Source organism: Polaribacter sp. HL-MS24, from assembly GCF_032758595.1.
In the GTDB taxonomy this organism is placed as follows: domain Bacteria; phylum Bacteroidota; class Bacteroidia; order Flavobacteriales; family Flavobacteriaceae; genus Polaribacter.
The window spans coordinates 278397-295449 of the sequence record NZ_CP136415.1; the positions used below are offsets into that span (position 1 = coordinate 278397).

13 protein-coding genes and 2 pseudogenes are annotated in these 17053 nt (G+C 35.0%); 3 read left to right on the top strand and 12 right to left on the bottom strand.

Annotated elements, in window-relative coordinates:
* Positions 1–14: 14 nt before the first annotated feature.
* Together carB and rpmH are read right to left on the bottom strand one after the other, a co-directional pair.
* Complete coding sequence (carB, locus tag RRF69_RS01310) at positions 15–2870, bottom strand: carbamoyl-phosphate synthase large subunit (protein ID WP_316940197.1); 2856 nt, start codon at positions 2868–2870, stop codon at positions 15–17.
* A gap of 109 nt (positions 2871–2979) precedes the next feature.
* Positions 2980–3141 carry a 50S ribosomal protein L34 gene (gene rpmH, locus RRF69_RS01315; protein ID WP_316940198.1) on the bottom strand — a complete coding sequence of 54 codons (162 nt, stop codon included), beginning with the start codon at positions 3139–3141 and terminating at the stop codon, positions 2980–2982.
* 229 nt (positions 3142–3370) lie between these two features.
* Between rpmH and RRF69_RS01320 the strand changes: the two genes are divergently transcribed.
* Complete coding sequence (locus RRF69_RS01320) at positions 3371–4984, top strand: CTP synthase (protein WP_316941093.1); 1614 nt, start codon at positions 3371–3373, stop codon at positions 4982–4984.
* Positions 4985–5228: 244 nt separating this feature from the next.
* A pseudogene (gene yidC, locus RRF69_RS01325) lies at positions 5229–7024 on the top strand (membrane protein insertase YidC).
* Between the two features lie 204 nt (positions 7025–7228).
* On the opposite strand, the gene RRF69_RS01330 reads toward yidC, so the two are convergent.
* The 4 genes and pseudogenes from RRF69_RS01330 to RRF69_RS01345 form a co-directional block, all read right to left on the bottom strand.
* Positions 7229–8230: a glycosyltransferase gene (locus tag RRF69_RS01330; RefSeq protein WP_316940199.1), complete on the bottom strand. Its 1002-nt coding sequence runs from the start codon at positions 8228–8230 to the stop codon at positions 7229–7231.
* A 29-nt stretch (positions 8231–8259) separates the two neighbouring features.
* A complete protein-coding gene (locus RRF69_RS01335; RefSeq protein ID WP_316940200.1) occupies positions 8260–9066 on the bottom strand; it encodes an enoyl-ACP reductase in 807 nt (268 codons plus the stop codon).
* A 42-nt stretch (positions 9067–9108) separates the two neighbouring features.
* Positions 9109–10762, bottom strand: a pseudogene (gene recN / locus RRF69_RS01340) (DNA repair protein RecN).
* 164 nt (positions 10763–10926) lie between these two features.
* Positions 10927–11313, bottom strand: a complete 387-nt coding sequence (locus RRF69_RS01345; protein ID WP_316940201.1) for a hypothetical protein — start codon at positions 11311–11313, stop codon at positions 10927–10929.
* A 342-nt stretch (positions 11314–11655) separates the two neighbouring features.
* Here RRF69_RS01345 and RRF69_RS01350 point away from each other — a divergent pair, with 342 nt between their 5' ends.
* A complete protein-coding gene (locus tag RRF69_RS01350; RefSeq protein ID WP_316940202.1) occupies positions 11656–11877 on the top strand; it encodes a helix-turn-helix transcriptional regulator in 222 nt (73 codons plus the stop codon).
* Between the two features lie 10 nt (positions 11878–11887).
* Here the strand turns inward: RRF69_RS01350 and RRF69_RS01355 are convergent, their stop codons facing one another.
* From RRF69_RS01355 to RRF69_RS01380, 6 genes are all read right to left on the bottom strand, one after another.
* The gene (locus tag RRF69_RS01355) at positions 11888–12778 is read right to left on the bottom strand and encodes a DUF4835 family protein (protein ID WP_316940203.1); all 891 of its coding nucleotides are present in this window, start codon (positions 12776–12778) and stop codon (positions 11888–11890) included.
* 56 nt (positions 12779–12834) lie between these two features.
* Positions 12835–14046 carry a bifunctional phosphopantothenoylcysteine decarboxylase/phosphopantothenate--cysteine ligase CoaBC gene (gene coaBC, locus RRF69_RS01360; RefSeq protein WP_316940204.1) on the bottom strand — a complete coding sequence of 404 codons (1212 nt, stop codon included), beginning with the start codon at positions 14044–14046 and terminating at the stop codon, positions 12835–12837.
* A 1-nt stretch (position 14047) separates the two neighbouring features.
* On the bottom strand, positions 14048–14368 hold the full coding sequence (locus RRF69_RS01365) for a DNA-directed RNA polymerase subunit omega (protein WP_316940205.1): 321 nt from the start codon (positions 14366–14368) through the stop codon (positions 14048–14050).
* Between the two features lie 5 nt (positions 14369–14373).
* A complete protein-coding gene (locus RRF69_RS01370; RefSeq protein ID WP_316940206.1) occupies positions 14374–15234 on the bottom strand; it encodes an outer membrane protein assembly factor BamD in 861 nt (286 codons plus the stop codon).
* A 296-nt stretch (positions 15235–15530) separates the two neighbouring features.
* The gene (gene dapA, locus RRF69_RS01375) at positions 15531–16406 is read right to left on the bottom strand and encodes a 4-hydroxy-tetrahydrodipicolinate synthase (protein ID WP_316940207.1); all 876 of its coding nucleotides are present in this window, start codon (positions 16404–16406) and stop codon (positions 15531–15533) included.
* A 111-nt stretch (positions 16407–16517) separates the two neighbouring features.
* Positions 16518–17036: a DUF6913 domain-containing protein gene (locus RRF69_RS01380; RefSeq protein WP_316940208.1), complete on the bottom strand. Its 519-nt coding sequence runs from the start codon at positions 17034–17036 to the stop codon at positions 16518–16520.
* Positions 17037–17053: the final 17 nt, after the last annotated feature.

Sequence of the window (17053 nt, forward strand, 5' to 3'; positions counted from 1 at the left end):
GAATGAATTTGAATTTACTTACTCAAATACATTTTACGTCTTGCATATAAATCATAAAATTCATCGTCTTTAAGACTGTCAATAAACAAGATACTTTCTCCTGTCGACTTCATCTCTGGACCTAATGCTTTGTTGACATTCGGGAATTTATTGAAAGAGAATACTGGCTGCTTGATTGCATATCCATCCAACTGAGGATTGAATTTAAAATCAGTTACTTTATTCACTCCCAACATTACCTTGGTTGCATAATTTACATAAGGCTCTTTGTAGGCTTTCGCAATAAAAGGAACCGTTCTAGAGGCTCTCGGATTAGCTTCAATAATGAATACTGTATCGTCTTTAATAGCAAACTGTACGTTGATCAATCCTACTGTCTTAAGCTCTCTGGCTATTGTATGTGTATGATCAACAATCTGTTGCATGACTAAATCTCCTAAATTAAATACTGGCAATACACTATTTGAATCTCCTGAATGCACTCCACAAGGTTCAATATGTTCCATAATCCCGATGATGTATACATTTCCATCTGCATCACAAATCGCATCTGCTTCTGCCTCGATCGCACCATCTAAATAATGATCTAATAAGAGCTTATTATTTGGAATCTTCTGTAATAAATCGACCACATGAGCGACCAATTCTTCTCTGTTGATGACAATTTTCATTCCCTGTCCTCCCAATACATAAGAAGGTCTTACTAAAATTGGGAAATCCAATTTGTCAGCCAAAGCCAAAGCTTCGTCAGCTGTTTCAGCAATTCCAAATTCTGGATAAGGGATGTTATTCTCTTTTAGCAAGTTTGAAAAACTTCCTCGATCTTCAGCTAAATCTAGGGCTTCAAAACTAGTTCCAATAATTTTAATGCCGTATTTCGTTAATTTTTCAGCTAATTTTAAGGCGGTTTGTCCTCCTAATTGAACAATGACTCCTTCAGGTTTTTCATGACGGATGATGTCATAAATGTGTTCCCAAAAAACAGGTTCAAAATACAATTTATCTGCTGTATCAAAATCCGTAGAAACTGTTTCAGGGTTACAGTTGATCATGATGGTTTCGTAGCCACATTCTGCAGCTGCTAAAACACCGTGTACACAACAGTAATCAAATTCAATTCCTTGTCCGATACGATTAGGCCCTGAACCCAAGACAATTACTTTCTTCTTTGGGGTTACAATACTTTCGTTGGCGATAATTATTTCTCCAGATGGAGTTTCAATCTCGTTTTCAAAGGTTGAATAGTAATACGGGGTTTTTGCTGTAAATTCTGCAGCACAAGTATCAACTAACTTATAAACTCTTTGAATTTTTAATTCGTCTCTTTTATTGTATACTTGACTTTCAAAACAGCTCAACATGTGCGCTATTTGACGGTCACCATATCCTTTTTGTTTTGCTTCTAAAAGCAAATCTCTTTGAATGGTATCAATCGTAAAGGTTGAGATCTCTTTTTCAAGTTGAAACAGCTCTTCGTATTGTTTCAAATACCACATGTCAATCTTAGTAATGTCATAGATCTGACTCAATGGAATTCCAATGGCTATGGCATCATAGATTGCAAAAACTCGATCCCAACTTGCATTGGTTAGTTTTTCAATAACTTGATTGTAATCGGTGTATCCTTTTCCATCAGCTCCAAGTCCATTTCTTTTAATCTCTAATGATTGGGTTGCTTTGTGCAATGCTTCTTGAAAAGAACGCCCAATTCCCATTACTTCTCCTACCGATTTCATTTGCAATCCTAAGGTTCGGTCTGAGCCTTCGAATTTATCAAAATTCCACCGCGGTATTTTTACGATTACATAATCTAAAGTCGGCTCAAATAAGGCTGAAGTAGATTTTGTGATTCCATTTTCCAACTCATCCAAAGTATAACCAATAGCCAATTTTGTAGCTACCTTTGCAATAGGATATCCAGTCGCTTTACTCGCCAATGCAGAAGAACGAGAAACTCTTGGATTGATTTCAATGGCAATAATATCTTCTTTTTCGTCGGGAGACACAGCAAATTGGACATTACATCCTCCTTCAAAATCACCAATTGAACGCATCATATGAATTGCCATATCACGCATTTTCTGATAGGTTTTGTCTGACAAAGTCATTGCTGGAGCTACCGTAATAGAATCTCCTGTATGAATTCCCATGGGATCCATATTTTCAATAGAACAAATAATAACAACATTGTCATTCCTGTCTCGCAACAATTCCAATTCGTATTCTTTCCATCCCATCATGGCTTTATCAATCATCACCTCGTGAATAGGTGAAGCTTCTAAACCTCTTCTCAATAATTCGTCAAAATCTTTTGGGTCATATACAATCGAAGCTCCGGCACCCCCTAGGGTATACGAAGAACGAATGACTAATGGAAAACCAAATTCTTGTGCTATTTCTTTTCCTTTTAGGAAAGAAGTTGCTGTAGCTTGAGGCGCCATTGGTACATCAATCTTTAGCATCAATTCTCTAAACTGCTCTCGATCTTCAGTAATGTTGATTGCATCGATATCGACACCAATTAATTTCACATTAAAATCGTCCCAAATACCCTTATCGTCAGCTTCAATACAAAGATTCAACGCTGTTTGTCCACCCATCGTTGGTAAAACAGCATCAATTTGTGGATGTTCTTTTAAGATTTGAATGATAGACTTGGTCGTTAAAGGCAACAAATAAATATGGTCTGCCATAGAAGGATCAGTCATAATTGTTGCTGGGTTTGAATTGATTAAAATCGTTTCAATTCCATCTTCTCTTAACGATCTTAAAGATTGTGATCCCGAGTAATCAAATTCGCAGGCTTGTCCAATAACAATGGGGCCAGAACCTATAATTAAAATCGATTTTAGTTTGTCGTTTTTTGGCATTGTAATAATTGTAAGTTAGTTTTTGTAAAAATAAATATTATATGGGTATAAAAAAAGGTGTTACTAAAAATAGTAACACCTTGATTATTAACAACTGATAGTCATTATATTATTTTTTATGTCTAGATTCAGAAGACACAGAAACTTTCTTTCTTCCTTTAGCTCTTCTTCGTGCTAACACTTTTCTACCATTTGCAGAAGCCATTCTCTCTCTGAAACCGTGTTTGTTTCTTCTCTTCCTCTTCGATGGTTGGTACGTTCTTTTTGGCATTATCTGTATTTTTAAAAGTCTTCTTTGTTAATTTTTATTGCTGAACAAGTTCACCTCGTTTAAAGCGTGGGCAAATATACAACTGTTTTTATTTATGGCAAATACAATTTAAAAAAAATGTGAAATTATTTTTAATCAAGTAAAATATGCTGTTTTTTTGAAATCTTTATGCCTTTTTTATTTGTGATAAAAACTAGAGTTCTTACTTTTGCGCAAACCTAACAATGGCATGCACAATACTAAATACGTTTTTGTAACTGGAGGCGTAACTTCATCACTAGGAAAAGGAATCATAGCAGCATCTCTGGCTAAATTATTGCAAGAAAGAGGCTATTCTGTTACCATCCAAAAATTAGATCCATATATCAATATCGATCCAGGAACATTAAACCCATATGAACATGGTGAATGCTATGTAACAGACGATGGTGCTGAAACCGACTTAGACCTTGGACATTACGAACGTTTTTTAAACATTCCTACTTCACAAGCCAATAACGTAACGACGGGTAGAATCTATCAATCTGTCATTGACAAAGAGCGAAAAGGAGAGTTTTTGGGAAAAACAGTACAAGTAATCCCACACATTACAGACGAAATTAAACACCGCATCCAACTTTTAGGCGAAACAGGTGACTATGACATCATCATTACAGAAATTGGTGGAACCGTTGGAGATATCGAATCGCTTCCTTATGTAGAGTCTGTTCGTCAGTTGTTATGGGAAAAAGGAGAAGAAAATGCAATTGTGATTCACTTAACGCTAGTGCCTTATTTGGCAGCAGCCGGAGAGTTGAAAACAAAACCTACACAGCACTCTGTAAAAATGCTAATGCAAAGTGGTGTAAGTCCAGATATTTTAGTGTGTAGAACAGAGCATGAAATTTCTGATGAGATCAAACATAAATTGGCCTTGTTTTGCAACGTCAAAAAGGAAGATGTTATTCAATCGATTGATGCAGAAACGATTTATGATGTACCAAACTTAATGTTTGAAGAAGGGTTAGATAAGGTCGTTTTAGGAAAACTAAAACTCTCCTCTGAAAAACAACCTGAACTCATCGCTTGGAACAACTTTATTCAAAAGCATAAAAACCCAACATCGGAAGTAGAAATTGGTCTGATTGGAAAATATGTAGAGCTGCGCGATTCATATAAGTCGATCTCGGAAGCATTTATCCATGCCGGATCAACCAACGAGACCAAAGTCAAAATACGTTGGATTCATTCTGAAAGCTTGACTCCAAAAAACGTCGAAAAGAAATTAACCGGTTTGAATGGAATTTTAGTTGCTCCAGGCTTTGGAGATCGAGGAATTGAAGGGAAAATAAAGGCGGTAAAATATGCAAGAGAACAGCAGATTCCGTTTTTTGGAATTTGTTTAGGAATGCAAATGGCAGTGATTGAATTTGCAAGAAATGTATTGAATTTAGAAGATGCTTTTTCTACAGAAATGAAGAAAAATTGCAAAAGCCCGGTAATCAATTTAATGGAAAGTCAAAAAAAGATCACTAAGAAAGGTGGGACCATGCGCTTAGGTGCCTGGGACTGCACACTTTCTGAAGGATCTAAGACCTTTGCTGCCTATCAAACAGCATCGATTAGTGAACGTCACAGACACCGTTTTGAATTCAATAACTCCTATTTAAAAGCAATTGAAAGAGCTGGAATGAAAGCAACGGGAATCAACCCTAAAACAGGTTTGGTCGAAGTTATCGAAATTCCGGATCACCCGTGGTTTGTTGGAGTTCAATATCATCCAGAATACAAAAGCACCGTGCTAAACCCACATCCATTGTTCGTGGATTTTATCAAGGCAGCATTAAAACAATCGAAAGGCTAGAAATTACAAAAAAATCCTATTCCTAGTTCAAAAGGGAATAGGATTTGTACACTATAGGATTCTCTAACTAAAAGCAGGAAAAACAATTTAAAACCTGCTTTTTAACTACATTTGTCAACTTTGGTTTGTATTCAACCAACACAGTAACGACAAAATGACATTTTTAAAAAAATATGGAACAAAAAAATTCGATTATAATTCCTTTATAGGAATGATTTTATTAGGAGGTATTTTATTATGGTGGATGAATTCGAACAAAGAAGAAATTCTCCCTGAAACACCTACCGAGATGATTGCTCCTTCGACAAATCCTGAAGGTGATACTTTTGAAACAACAACCCCCTCTTTTGAAAATGATTCGATCAGAGCCATTGTACAGCAAAACAAACTGGGTGCTTTTGCTTACAGTGCAATACAAGGAAAAGAAGGAGTCACTACCATTGAAAACGAAGTTCTAAAACTGACCATTAACAATAAAGGAGGGCAAATTGTAGAAGCGTTGATTAAAAACTACAAAACCTACGATTCTCTTCCATTATACATGATCAAAGACAACAATGCGTCTTTTAACATTAACTTTGGAACCACTGACAATCAAATTTTAAACACAACCGATTTATTCTTTACCCCCGTCCTTACAAAGAAAAACGGAAATGACGTGTTGTCAATGAAATTAAAAGTTTCTGATACTCAGTTTTTAGAGTACCGATACGAAATGAAACCTAAAGAATATATGGTTGACTTTTCTGTACGTTCTCAAGGATTAAGCGCTGTCATCAATGCTTCCAATCCTATTGAATTGGATTGGTCTTTGAAAGGGTTTCGACACGAAAAGAGTTTAAAAACCGAAAATACAATGTATTCGTGGTATTACTACAAGACTGACGGTGAAGTGGATTATTTACGACCAGGGAATACCGAGATTTTAAATTCGTTGGACTGGGTTGCTTACAAACAACACTTTTTTACCTCTAATTTATTGACCGACACTCCTTTTTACAATGCTACTGTAACTTCTACCGATTTGGTAATAGACGAGAAAATAGATACTGTTTTTACCAAGAAATACGAATTAAAAACTCCTTTGGTCTTAACAGGAGGTGAACTAAATTATCAGATGAGATGGTTTTATGGACCTAGTGATTATAATTTATTAAAAACCTACGAAACTACAGGACTCGATGAAACTGCCGATTTGGGTTGGGGTATTTTTGGCTTTCTAAACCGAACAGTCTTTTATCCAGTTTTCAATATGTTGAAAGGACTTCTGAACAATTACGGATTGATCATCATTTTGATGACCATTGTTGTCCGTATTTTAATGTCACCTTTGGTCTACAAGTCTTATGTGTCGAGTGCAAAAATGAAAGTTATTCGTCCAGAATTGACTGCATTGAACGAAAAGTACCTGGAAAAGACAACGCAATGAAACGCCAGCAAGAAACCATGGCGATACAGCGAAAAGCGGGAGTAAGCATGATGTCGGGTTGTATTCCTGCCTTATTGCAAATGCCAATTTTCTTTGCCTTGTTTAAATTTTTTCCTACCAATTTAGATTTACGTCAAAAAGGATTCTTATGGGCACCCGATCTATCTTCATACGATACCATCTACACCTTGCCTTTTGACATTCCTTGGTATGGAAATCATGTAAGTTTGTTTCCTATTTTAGCTTCTGTTGCCATTTTCTTTTATATGAAAATGAACCAAAGTCAGCAAGCAAATATGCAAGCCCCAGCGCAAGAAGGAATGCCTGATATGGGAAAAATGATGAAGTACATGATTTATTTCTCTCCCATCATGATGTTGTTTTTCTTCAACAACTATGCGAGTAGTTTGAGTTTGTATTACTTTATTTCCAACTTATTGACCATCGTGATTATGTTGGTCATTAAAAACTTTGTGATTGATGAAGATAAAATTCACGCACAAATAGAGGAAAACAAAAAACGTCCAGAAAAAGCAAAAAGTAAGTTCAGACAACGTATCGATGCTGCTATGAAGCAAGCACAAGAACAACAAGCTCTGAAAAAAAAATAAGTGAGTAATACTTGCAAAACCCAAAACCTAAATGTTTTGGGTTTTTATTTTTAAAGAATAGTTCTCTTCCAAATGGGATATAAAATTTTGCAGCCTCTACAACTTACTTGTCCAAGGTGACTATTTTATATTTTTATGAGACTCCCCCTCAAAGGGTTTGAAACCCTTTGAGGGGGAGTCTGGGCTTTAATATTTATATCGAAACTATTTTTTAACTGAAAACTGTGCGGTTAAAAATCCGAGTCCATAACCGAAGAATTGAGTCATCGAGGTAAATATGCTTAAAAATGCGACATGTATGTTTTTATTTTGGACGAAAGAATCTGAAAAAATCAGCGCAAGATAAACAGCATAACAATCAATCAAAACGAACTGCCCTAATAGGGCAACCCACACACTCAATAACAACCCAAAAGACCAAATACTCGGAAACCAATAGATCCACTTGGCAGTTTGAGGGTACCTCGCATTCAACACGGGTCTAGCAGTTCCAAAACCATAGGTTTGTTCAAAAAAATGCATCAAATTGCTACGTCTTTTATGGTATACAAAAGCAGTTTCTATAAGCTGGGTTTCAAATCCATTTTCCCAAAGCCGAAGACTTAAATCAATATCTTCTCCGTTCTTCATTGTAGAAAAACCTTGCGTTTTTTCGAAAGCTTTTTTGGAAATTCCAAAATTAAAACTTCTGGGTTGGAATTTCCCGACGGATTTTTTTTTCCCTCGAATCCCCCCTGTTGTTAACAGCGAAGTCATAGAATAATTAATGGCTTTCTGAAGCGAAGTAAAGCTTTGATGAGCAGCATCTGGTCCTCCAAAGGCATCCGTAAAATTATCGGACAATGCCTTTTGTACTTCCGAAAGGTACTGCTTGGGAAGAATGATATCAGAATCTAAAATAATACAATAGTCTCCCGAAGCTTTCTGCATTCCAAAATTTCGACTATCCCCTGCCCCAGTATTTTCTTTGAAATGGTAGTGTATTCGAAGTTGATCTGTGTATTTCTCTACAATCTTCTCTGAAGAGTGTTCAGAGCCATCTTCAATAATAAGCACCTCAAAGTCCTCAGAAAAATCTTGTAGCACAAGACTCTCCAACAAGGCATTAATTTCTTGTGGACGATTGTAAACAGGAATGATGATAGAGAAATTCAATAGGAGTCTGTCTTCAAAATTATTAAAAAAGTAAACGTCAAAAAAAATCACTTTTGAACGATTTTTTTTCTCATTGTAAGTTAGTCAAACTTTTCCATAACGGCATCACTTACCCCCATATTTGAGAATCCGCCATCGTGAAATAGATTTTGCAAGGTTACCTTTTTGGTCAAATCGGAAAACATAGCAAGGGTATATTCTGCACAATCAGCTGCTGTTGCGTTTCCTAATGGAGCCATTTTATCGGCATAGGCTAGAAATCCATCAAAACCTTTTACTCCCGTTCCTGCAGTTGTGGGGGTTGGAGATTGAGAAATGGTATTGACACGAACCTTGTAATCTCTTCCAAAAAAGTAGCCAAAACTACGGGCAACACTTTCTAAATAGGCCTTATTATCTGCCATGTCATTATAATCTGGAAAAACTCGCTGAGCTGCCATATAGGTCAACGCGACAATACTTCCCCAAGTACTCATGGCCTTTTTGTCATACAAGACCTTCATTGTTTTGTGAAACGAAACTGCTGACACATTCCATCCTTTGGTCGTGAAATCGTAATTGGGATCTGTATAGTGTTTTCCTTTTCGAACATTGACCGACATTCCGATGGAGTGCAATACAAAATCAATTTTACCTCCTAAAATCTCCATCGCTTGTACAACTAAATTTTCTAGATCATCTATAGAGGTCGCATCTGCAGGAATAACTTGTGAATCGGTTTGAGATGCCAATACAGCAATGTCTCCCATTCTAATAGAAGCTGGCGCATTGGTCAATACAAATATCGCCCCTTCTTCATGTGCCCTGACAGCAGTTTTCCATGCAATGGAATGTTCATTCAACGCACCAAAGATGATTCCTTTTTTTCCTTTTAATAAATTGTACATATTGGATATTGGGTTATTAACAAACGGATTCGTTTTGCTTCGTTAATTCAACAATTCTTTAGCATGAGTCAATGCCGAATCTGAAATCTCTTTCCCACTTAACATTTCGGCAATTTCAACAATGCGCTCCTCTGGGGAAAGTTGTTTTAAATTGGTGGTGGTTTTTCCACCTATGTCACTCTTAAATACTTTATAATGATGTGCTCCTTTTGCAGCGATTTGTGGCAAATGGGTAATGGTAATCACCTGCATATGTGCACTCATCTGCTGCATGATTTGAGCAATTTTATTGGAAATCTCTCCTGAAACACCTGTGTCTATTTCGTCAAAAATAATGGTAGGTAACTGGGTGTTTTCCGATAAGATCTTTTTAACTGACAACATGATTCTTGACAATTCTCCTCCTGAAGCCACTTTTTTAAGTTCTCCAAAATTACCACCTTTGTTAGCAGAAAATAGCAATTCCAACTCATCTTTCCCATTGAAAAAATAATGATGTGTGGGACGTATTTGAATTGAAAAACGCGCATTCTCCATACCCAATTCAGCCAATAGACTCTCTAAAGACTTTGTGAGCTTAGGTATCGTTTTCAAACGTGCATCAGAAATATTTTGAGCCACTGCATCTAATTTTTCTGAAACTTTCAGAATTTCTATTGACTTTAACGCAATGTTTTCTTCTGCATTTTCTTTTTGTGCTAATTTTTCTGAAAGCACTTCTTGTATTGCCAACAACTCCTCTATGGTGTTTACATAATGCTTTTTCTGTAAATTATAGATCAATTGAAGCCTGTCATTAATTTTTTCTGCTTCAGCAGGATTGAACTCAAGGTTCTCATTTGCAGTTTCTAACTCACCAATAATATCATCCAGTTCAATTTTAAGACTGGTGAGTCGCTCAGAAATTTCTTGGTATTCCTTTGAAAAAGAGGCAATCTTGTGCAACCTGTTTTCCACTGATGAAAGTTGGCTTTGAATGCCTACTTCTTCGTGGGTTGTAAGAGATAAGGCTTCTGAAAGGTTCAGCTGAATATCTTCAATATTGTTCAGTTTTTCTAAAATTGCTTCCAAATCTTCTTGTTCTGTGGCTATCAATTTTACAGCTTCCAACTCATTAAAAAGGTGAAGATTGTAATCGTATTGCTGATTGGCTTCTCGTTGGCTCTCTTCAATTTGACGCAATTCTTTTTGTAAGAAATGGTATTGCTGCAAGCCTCTTTGATAAGAATCTATTGCTGTCTTATTTTTTGCTAAGGGCATCAATGATCGTAAATTGAAAATTCACGTCCGACAATTGGCTTGTTTGATGCTGTGAATGCACATCCATCAATTTTTCTTTAAGAGAATTCAAGACAGAAAGCGTAACAGGAGTGTCATTTACAAAAGCTCTGGATTTTCCTGAAGGTAAAATCTCTCTTCGAAGAATAGTTTCCTGCTCATAATCCAAATCAGCCGTTTCAAAAAAACCTTGTAATTGATAATTTTCAATAGAGAGTTTTGCTTCGACAATACATTTTTGGCGATCGTCTTTTAAAACAGATAAATCGGCTCGATTGCCAAGAACCAACCCCAACGCACCTAATAATATAGATTTTCCAGCACCAGTCTCTCCGGTAATGATGGAAAGCCCTGAGGAAAAATCAATATGCAATTGATTGATTAAAGCGTAATTAGTAATGGAAATGGAACTCAGCAAATTCTATAATTTTAGAAGCTAAAATTAGTGAATTAAAATTGAAAAATGAAAATTGAATCTAGAATTCTACTGCCATCTTTTCGTAAGATACACTGCAGCTAAATATTTAAAAAAGTTAATTGATTGTTTACTTTCTATTTGAAAAATTTTCTTTCTAAATTTTATCAATGTTTTTTTAAATATTTCTTATCATACTTTTTTTCGACAACCATTTTTATAAAATAAGTAAGTAACCCACTAACTATGGTTGCAAATATGTCCTTTTTGTCAAAAGTACCATATAATTTTAGGTAGCCTAAAAATTCCCACAAAACCCCATAAACAAAAATTGCTAAAAAAATATGACTATTTTTGACCTTATTGGAATACTCTTTATTACACCATACAAAAGTACAAAAGCTAATCACAGAAACGAAGCTACCAATAACATCCGCAAACCCAAAGTCAGAAACATTATTTGCATATATATAGGGCCGATAAAATATTGACAACAACAATCCTAATAATGCAAAACAAATACTTATCCTTAAATAAACTTGTTTTTTTGTCATTAAGATTTTTTAAAAAAAACTGTAAATAATTTTACTTTTATGAGTGTGTTTAAATTGATGTCCTTCAACGGTGTTTTCTAAAATTTCTTTTGGAAATAGTTGTTTTTTCATTTTCTCTTCTCTTTATTCAAAGCTAAAACCTCCTACCAAAGGCTATTCATTTTTTTTGATAAATATAGATAAAGATTCTATTTTAGTCAATATCTAAAAAGTTATAAATTATAACTCCTTGGATATAAACCTTAAAAGAAAGAGACTGAAACTACTTTTTTTGTATGGTCGTGGTAGTTTTTTTGTAGTTTTGACGGTAAAATTCCCCACATCATCTTAATTCATTAGGGAATGGAAATTTTAATCCAACAAAAATTAAAAGAAATCTTATTTAAAATACGAAATCGAAGGCTAGAGAAAGAATTTACTCAAACCTATGTAGCAGAAAAGCTAGGTATCGGGCAAGTTGCCTACCATAAACTAGAACGAAATAAAACAAAATTAAACCTTGCAGTGCTATTGAAACTAGCAATTATTTTAGAAGTAGAAGCAACTTATTTCTTAAAAAATTAAACCAATTTCATCAATCTAACTGCCTCCATTTAGAATTGTTATTCGGAGAGATTTTACGAAGTGTTTTAATGAGTGTAGTCGTTTTTTGGGTCTTGGCTCCATCCGAGTAAATACTAACAATTTCGTCTGCTTTGGCATCCAAAAAGATACGGATAAGGTAGTTTCCTATCGATTTGTTATAAATCGTTTCTAAAGAGATCAAACTATTTTCGATGGTTTGTTTTGCAGTTCTCTCATTGGATGAAAACACATCCATTCCTTTTCGGTGATAGTCATACAATATAGATCTGTAATTTTTTAATTTTGATGATAATAAATTGTCTATCAATAAAAAACGATTTTGAGTTCCAACTACATTCTGCCAAGACTGAATTCCGCTCTGTTGGGCTTGCAACATGACATTTTGTGCTTCTTTCAAATAGGGCTCTCCACCATACTTTTTAAAAGTATCAGCATCAGCACCCAAAATAATCTGAGTATAAAACACTATGGTAGAAATTAAATTGCTATCGAAAGAATTGGGGTTGTAAATTAACGGATCAAATTCGTTGTAGGTAAATGAAAATTTTTCGTCTCTTATATTGAGAATGGGAGAATCGTAGGTAGAACCGTAAATAGGCCTTGTCGATTGCACTTGTATGGAGGCTTGAAACGAATTATTATCTCTTGAAGTAATGATGATATTCATCGCACAATTAATACGTTCTTCAACTTTTACTTCCTTATTTGTCCATTTGGTCTGATTGATAAACTCTGATAATGATTTTTGTAAGGTTTTAAAAACTTGAACATTCGAGCCTTGAACTTGGGCTGCATTTACAGTGACCAAACAATTCAATTCTTGCGAATGCAAACTAAAGGTTAAAAAAAACAAGAAGAAGAGTACAATTTTTTGTTGCATTTTTTAGGTGTTTTTATTGGGTCGAATGGTATCGAAATCGCCATTCTAAAACGTCTTTACAACGCTAATTTGGCAATAATTTCATTTAAAATATCTACAGCAACGGCAGCTTTGGATTTTAAATCGAAAGGCTTCACGTTCAAGGCAGCATCTATAATCGTAATTTTGTTCGTATTGGTTGCAAAGCCAGCTCCCCGATCTTGTAAGGAGTTTAAAACAATCAAGTCTAAATTTTTTCGTTGTAATTTAGCCCGTGCGTTTTCCAATTCATGATCTGTTTCAAGAGCAAAACCAACCAAAAACTGATCTTCTTTCAACTTCCCTAAGGAAGCCAAAATATCTTTGGTCTTTTCCAATGTTATCTCTAACGTTGCTTCTTCCTTTTTTATTTTCTGAGTGGCAACCTTTTTGGGTTTATAATCAGCAACCGCGGCAGAAAGAATGGCAATGTCGCAGCTTCCAAAATGTTTATGAACAGCAAAATACATTTCTTCAGCAGATTGTACATCAATTCTCTTTATCAAGGCATGCTGAATTTCTTCGTTGGATGGCCCTGAAATTAAAACAACTTCAGCCCCTAGATTTGCAGCAGTCTCAGCAATTGCATACCCCATTTTACCAGAAGAATGATTCCCAATAAAACGAACCGGGTCAATCGCTTCGTATGTTGGACCCGCAGTCATCAAAAGTTTTTTCCCTTTCAATGGCAATTGATCTAGCAAATCATTTTGGATAAATGCAACAATCTCTTCAGGTTCCGCCATACGTCCTTCTCCTACCAAACCACTTGCGAGTTCGCCAGAGGTAGCAGGAATCATCCGATTGCCAAAACTTTGTAATTTTTCTAAATTATTTTTTGTTGCTGGGTGAATATACATGTCCAAATCCATTGCAGGGGCAAAATAAACAGGACATTTTGCAGACAAATAGGTTGCCAACAATAAGTTGTCACAAACCCCATTGGTCATTTTAGAAAGGGTATTGGCAGTTGCAGGAGCAACGAGCATGATATCTGCCCAGAGACCAAGCGCTACATGGTTGTTCCATAATTCATTTTCTTCTTCCTTTTCATAAAAGGCAGAATGAACTGGTCTTTTGGAAAGTGTAGAAAGTGTTAGTGGTGTAATAAAATCTTTAGACGCAGGAGTCATAATTACTTGAACCTCTGCGCCTAATTTTATGAATAAACGGACTAAACTCGCCGTTTTGTAAGCAGCAATTCCGGCAGTAATGCCTAATAGAACTTTTTTACCGCTTAAAACAGACATATTATTCTGTTTCTGGTGTTCTGTGGTATACTTTATTGTTCAACCATTCTTCAACAGCTAAAGCAGTGGGTTTTGGCAATCTTTCGTAAAATTTTGAAACTTCAATTTGCTCTTTATTTTCGAAAACCTCTTCCAAACTATCGTTATAAGTTGCAAATTCATCCAACTTATCCACTAATTCCGTTTTTAAATCATTGTTGATTTGAGTTGCTCTTTTGGCTATGATTGAAATCGCCTCATAAATGTTTTCAGTCTGCGCTTCAATTTCATTTTTGTTATACGTAACAGTGCTTGTTGCTGCTTTGGTTTCTTTATAGTCCATAATTGTTATTTGCTTTTTTGTAATGTTATTGTTTCTTCTTTTTTCAATAGAGCCTCTACTCTTGTTTGCTCCTTTTGAAGGGTCGATAGCATTTGATTCGAATCTTCCAAGTATTTCGATTCTGGAAAATTTCTTTTCAACTTTTCATATGCATCTATAGCATCTTTAATTCTTTCCAATTTTCTTCTATCAAAACTCTTCAACACAAAATCATGTGCCGCTTTCAATCTATAATACAATGCTTCTTCTTTAAATTCTGAACCTAAATAATCCGACAATAAATTATCAAAGGCTTGAATGGCTGCTTTGTAATTTCTTAAATCATAATCTGCCGTTCGATAGTAGGTCTTAGCAATTTCAAATGATTTTCGTTGTAACTTGATTCTCAATTCGGCATAATGCTTGTTGGCCTCTCCTAATTTTTCTGAATCTGGGTAGTCATTGATAAATCCTTGAAAGGCTTCTAATGCTTTATTCGTATCTGTTGGATCTAAACTAAAAACGGGAGATGCCAATTTATAACTGTAAGCAGATAAAAAAGCTGCTTCTTCTTTCTTTGAACTTTTTGGATAATTTTCAGCAAATCGATCAAAATAATAGCCAGCTGTGGTATAATTTTTTTCGTTAAAATTGGATTGAGCAACCATATACTGGATACGCTCCATTTGAGGTCTTCCTCTGTAATAAGGCGTTATTTTTTCGAACAAACGCAAAGCCTTGCTGTAATTTTGAGATTCATACAATTTCACAGCCATCTTATACTGCTCTTCTTCGGAACCTTTATTGAGTACTTTTTGATATTCCCCACAAGAGAATAGCATCACAGAAAGCACTAGTAAACAAGCTAAATTTTTAATTTTTTGCATCGGGCAAAATTACTAATTAAATATGGATTAATGAAACGATTTTTTACACTCTTCAATGTAGCTTGCAATATTGCATAAAAAACGTCACATATAAGTCAAAAAAGGTGCTAAAACTTTGTTAATCTACACTTTTAGCCGTCTACATTCCTTTGAAAATCGTCTTTTAAGATAACAATTATCATCACAATTGATCTTAAAAAGGAAATGTAAGTACTTCCCAAAAGTTTTTTTTTGGAATTCTTTAGTAAAACCAATAGTTTGGAGCTGTTTCCAGCAGACCTAAAACAGATTCTTACTTAAAATTCTGATACAAATTTAGCAATTTTAGTTTGAAGTTCCTCACTTGCTTTTACCAAAGGTAAACGGACTTCATTGGAAGTGATTTTTAATTCTTGCAATACAGCTTTAATTCCAGCAGGATTGTTTTCTTCAAAAATATAGTCGACCACATCCATCAATTGAAAATGAATTTGATAAGCCTCTTTATTTTTTCCTGCTAACCCCAACTGAATCATCTTAGAAAAGGCTTTCGGAAAGGCTTGACCTATTACAGAAATCACCCCTGATCCGCCTGCTAAAGTGATTGCCAAAGCCAAATCGTCATCCCCTGAAATGATTAAAAAATCAGAAGGTTTATTTTTGATCAATTCCAAATATTGTTGGGTATTGTTTCCTGCTTCTTTGATTGCCACAATATTTTCAAAATCATTGGCCAAACGCAAAGTAGTTTCAGCAGACATGTTTTTTGCAGTCCTTCCTGGAACATTATACAAAATAATAGGCAATGGAGAAGCTTCTGCAATTGCTTTAAAATGCTGATAGAAACCTTCTTGAGTTGGTTTGCTATAGTAGGGTGCTACAGATAAAATTGCATCAATATTAGAAAAATCTCTGGTATGCAATTCTTCTACTACGTTGGTGGTATTGTTTCCTCCTACTCCTAGAACTAATGGCAATCGCCCATTATTGGCCTTTACGATAACAGCAATGACTTCTAACTTTTCTTGATCAGTAATGGTTGCACTTTCTCCTGTGGTACCATTAATTACAAGGTAATTGACTCCATTGTTTATATTGAATTCAACTAACTGAGTGAGAGCTTCAAAGTCTACACTTTTATCTGCTTTAAAGGGGGTCACAAGAGCAACACCTGTTCCTACGAATTTTTGCATTGTATTTCTAAGGTTTGTTTCGATTGCAAAAATATTGAAATATTTATCGCTAAATGCCATCTAAATTTCTAAATAGCATTTTTATACAGAATATTTTATTTTGTTGAATTCTTATGAGGCCTTACTCCCTAATATTTGAAGGTATTTTTTCACCTCCGCGTTAAAATTATCTACCTTTTCAATACTTTCTGAAATTTCTAAATCGAATAAGGATTGATTCACCTTCGAGAAACCAATTTTAAAACTGGCTTGGGATTGCTTGACAAGGCTTTCTAGATAAATATTGTTGGTATCAAAATAACAAATCAATAAATCGAAAGGCGCTTCAACAAAACTTTGTAGGCTGGAGTCTTTGATTTTCCCTTTCCAATCAAAATCATTTTCAGAAAAAAAATAGAACGACTTTTCATCTGATTTTTTAAAGGTTCTGTAACCATACAGATTGATACTCCTGGTTTTTGGAAATACCTTTTTTATTCTTTCTTTAAAATCAAAAGTAGCATTCAACTCCTCTAAGGTTAAAATTCCAATCCTAATTATCGTTTGACTGGGCACAATGCTTTTGTTCGTATCTGCCGACTGGGATAGGGCTTTCCGTAAAAAGTGTTCTTTAATTTTAGAAAAAATCATATACTTAATTGATAATA

Excerpts from the sequence above, each read along its gene's own strand:
- carB (WP_316940197.1), bottom strand. The coding sequence starts at position 2,870 with ATGCCAAAAAACGACAAACTAAAATCGATTTTAATTATAGGTTCTGGC.
- rpmH (WP_316940198.1), bottom strand. The coding sequence starts at position 3,141 with ATGCCAAAAAGAACGTACCAACCATCGAAGAGGAAGAGAAGAAACAAA.
- RRF69_RS01320 (WP_316941093.1), top strand. The coding sequence starts at position 3,371 with ATGCACAATACTAAATACGTTTTTGTAACTGGAGGCGTAACTTCATCA.
- RRF69_RS01335 (WP_316940200.1), bottom strand. The coding sequence starts at position 9,066 with ATGTACAATTTATTAAAAGGAAAAAAAGGAATCATCTTTGGTGCGTTG.
- RRF69_RS01345 (WP_316940201.1), bottom strand. The coding sequence starts at position 11,313 with ATGACAAAAAAACAAGTTTATTTAAGGATAAGTATTTGTTTTGCATTA.
- RRF69_RS01350 (WP_316940202.1), top strand. The coding sequence starts at position 11,656 with ATGGAAATTTTAATCCAACAAAAATTAAAAGAAATCTTATTTAAAATA.
- RRF69_RS01355 (WP_316940203.1), bottom strand. The coding sequence starts at position 12,778 with ATGCAACAAAAAATTGTACTCTTCTTCTTGTTTTTTTTAACCTTTAGT.
- coaBC (WP_316940204.1), bottom strand. The coding sequence starts at position 14,046 with ATGTCTGTTTTAAGCGGTAAAAAAGTTCTATTAGGCATTACTGCCGGA.
- RRF69_RS01365 (WP_316940205.1), bottom strand. The coding sequence starts at position 14,368 with ATGGACTATAAAGAAACCAAAGCAGCAACAAGCACTGTTACGTATAAC.
- RRF69_RS01370 (WP_316940206.1), bottom strand. The coding sequence starts at position 15,234 with ATGCAAAAAATTAAAAATTTAGCTTGTTTACTAGTGCTTTCTGTGATG.
- dapA (WP_316940207.1), bottom strand. The coding sequence starts at position 16,406 with ATGCAAAAATTCGTAGGAACAGGTGTTGCTCTTGTGACCCCCTTTAAA.
- RRF69_RS01380 (WP_316940208.1), bottom strand. The coding sequence starts at position 17,036 with ATGATTTTTTCTAAAATTAAAGAACACTTTTTACGGAAAGCCCTATCC.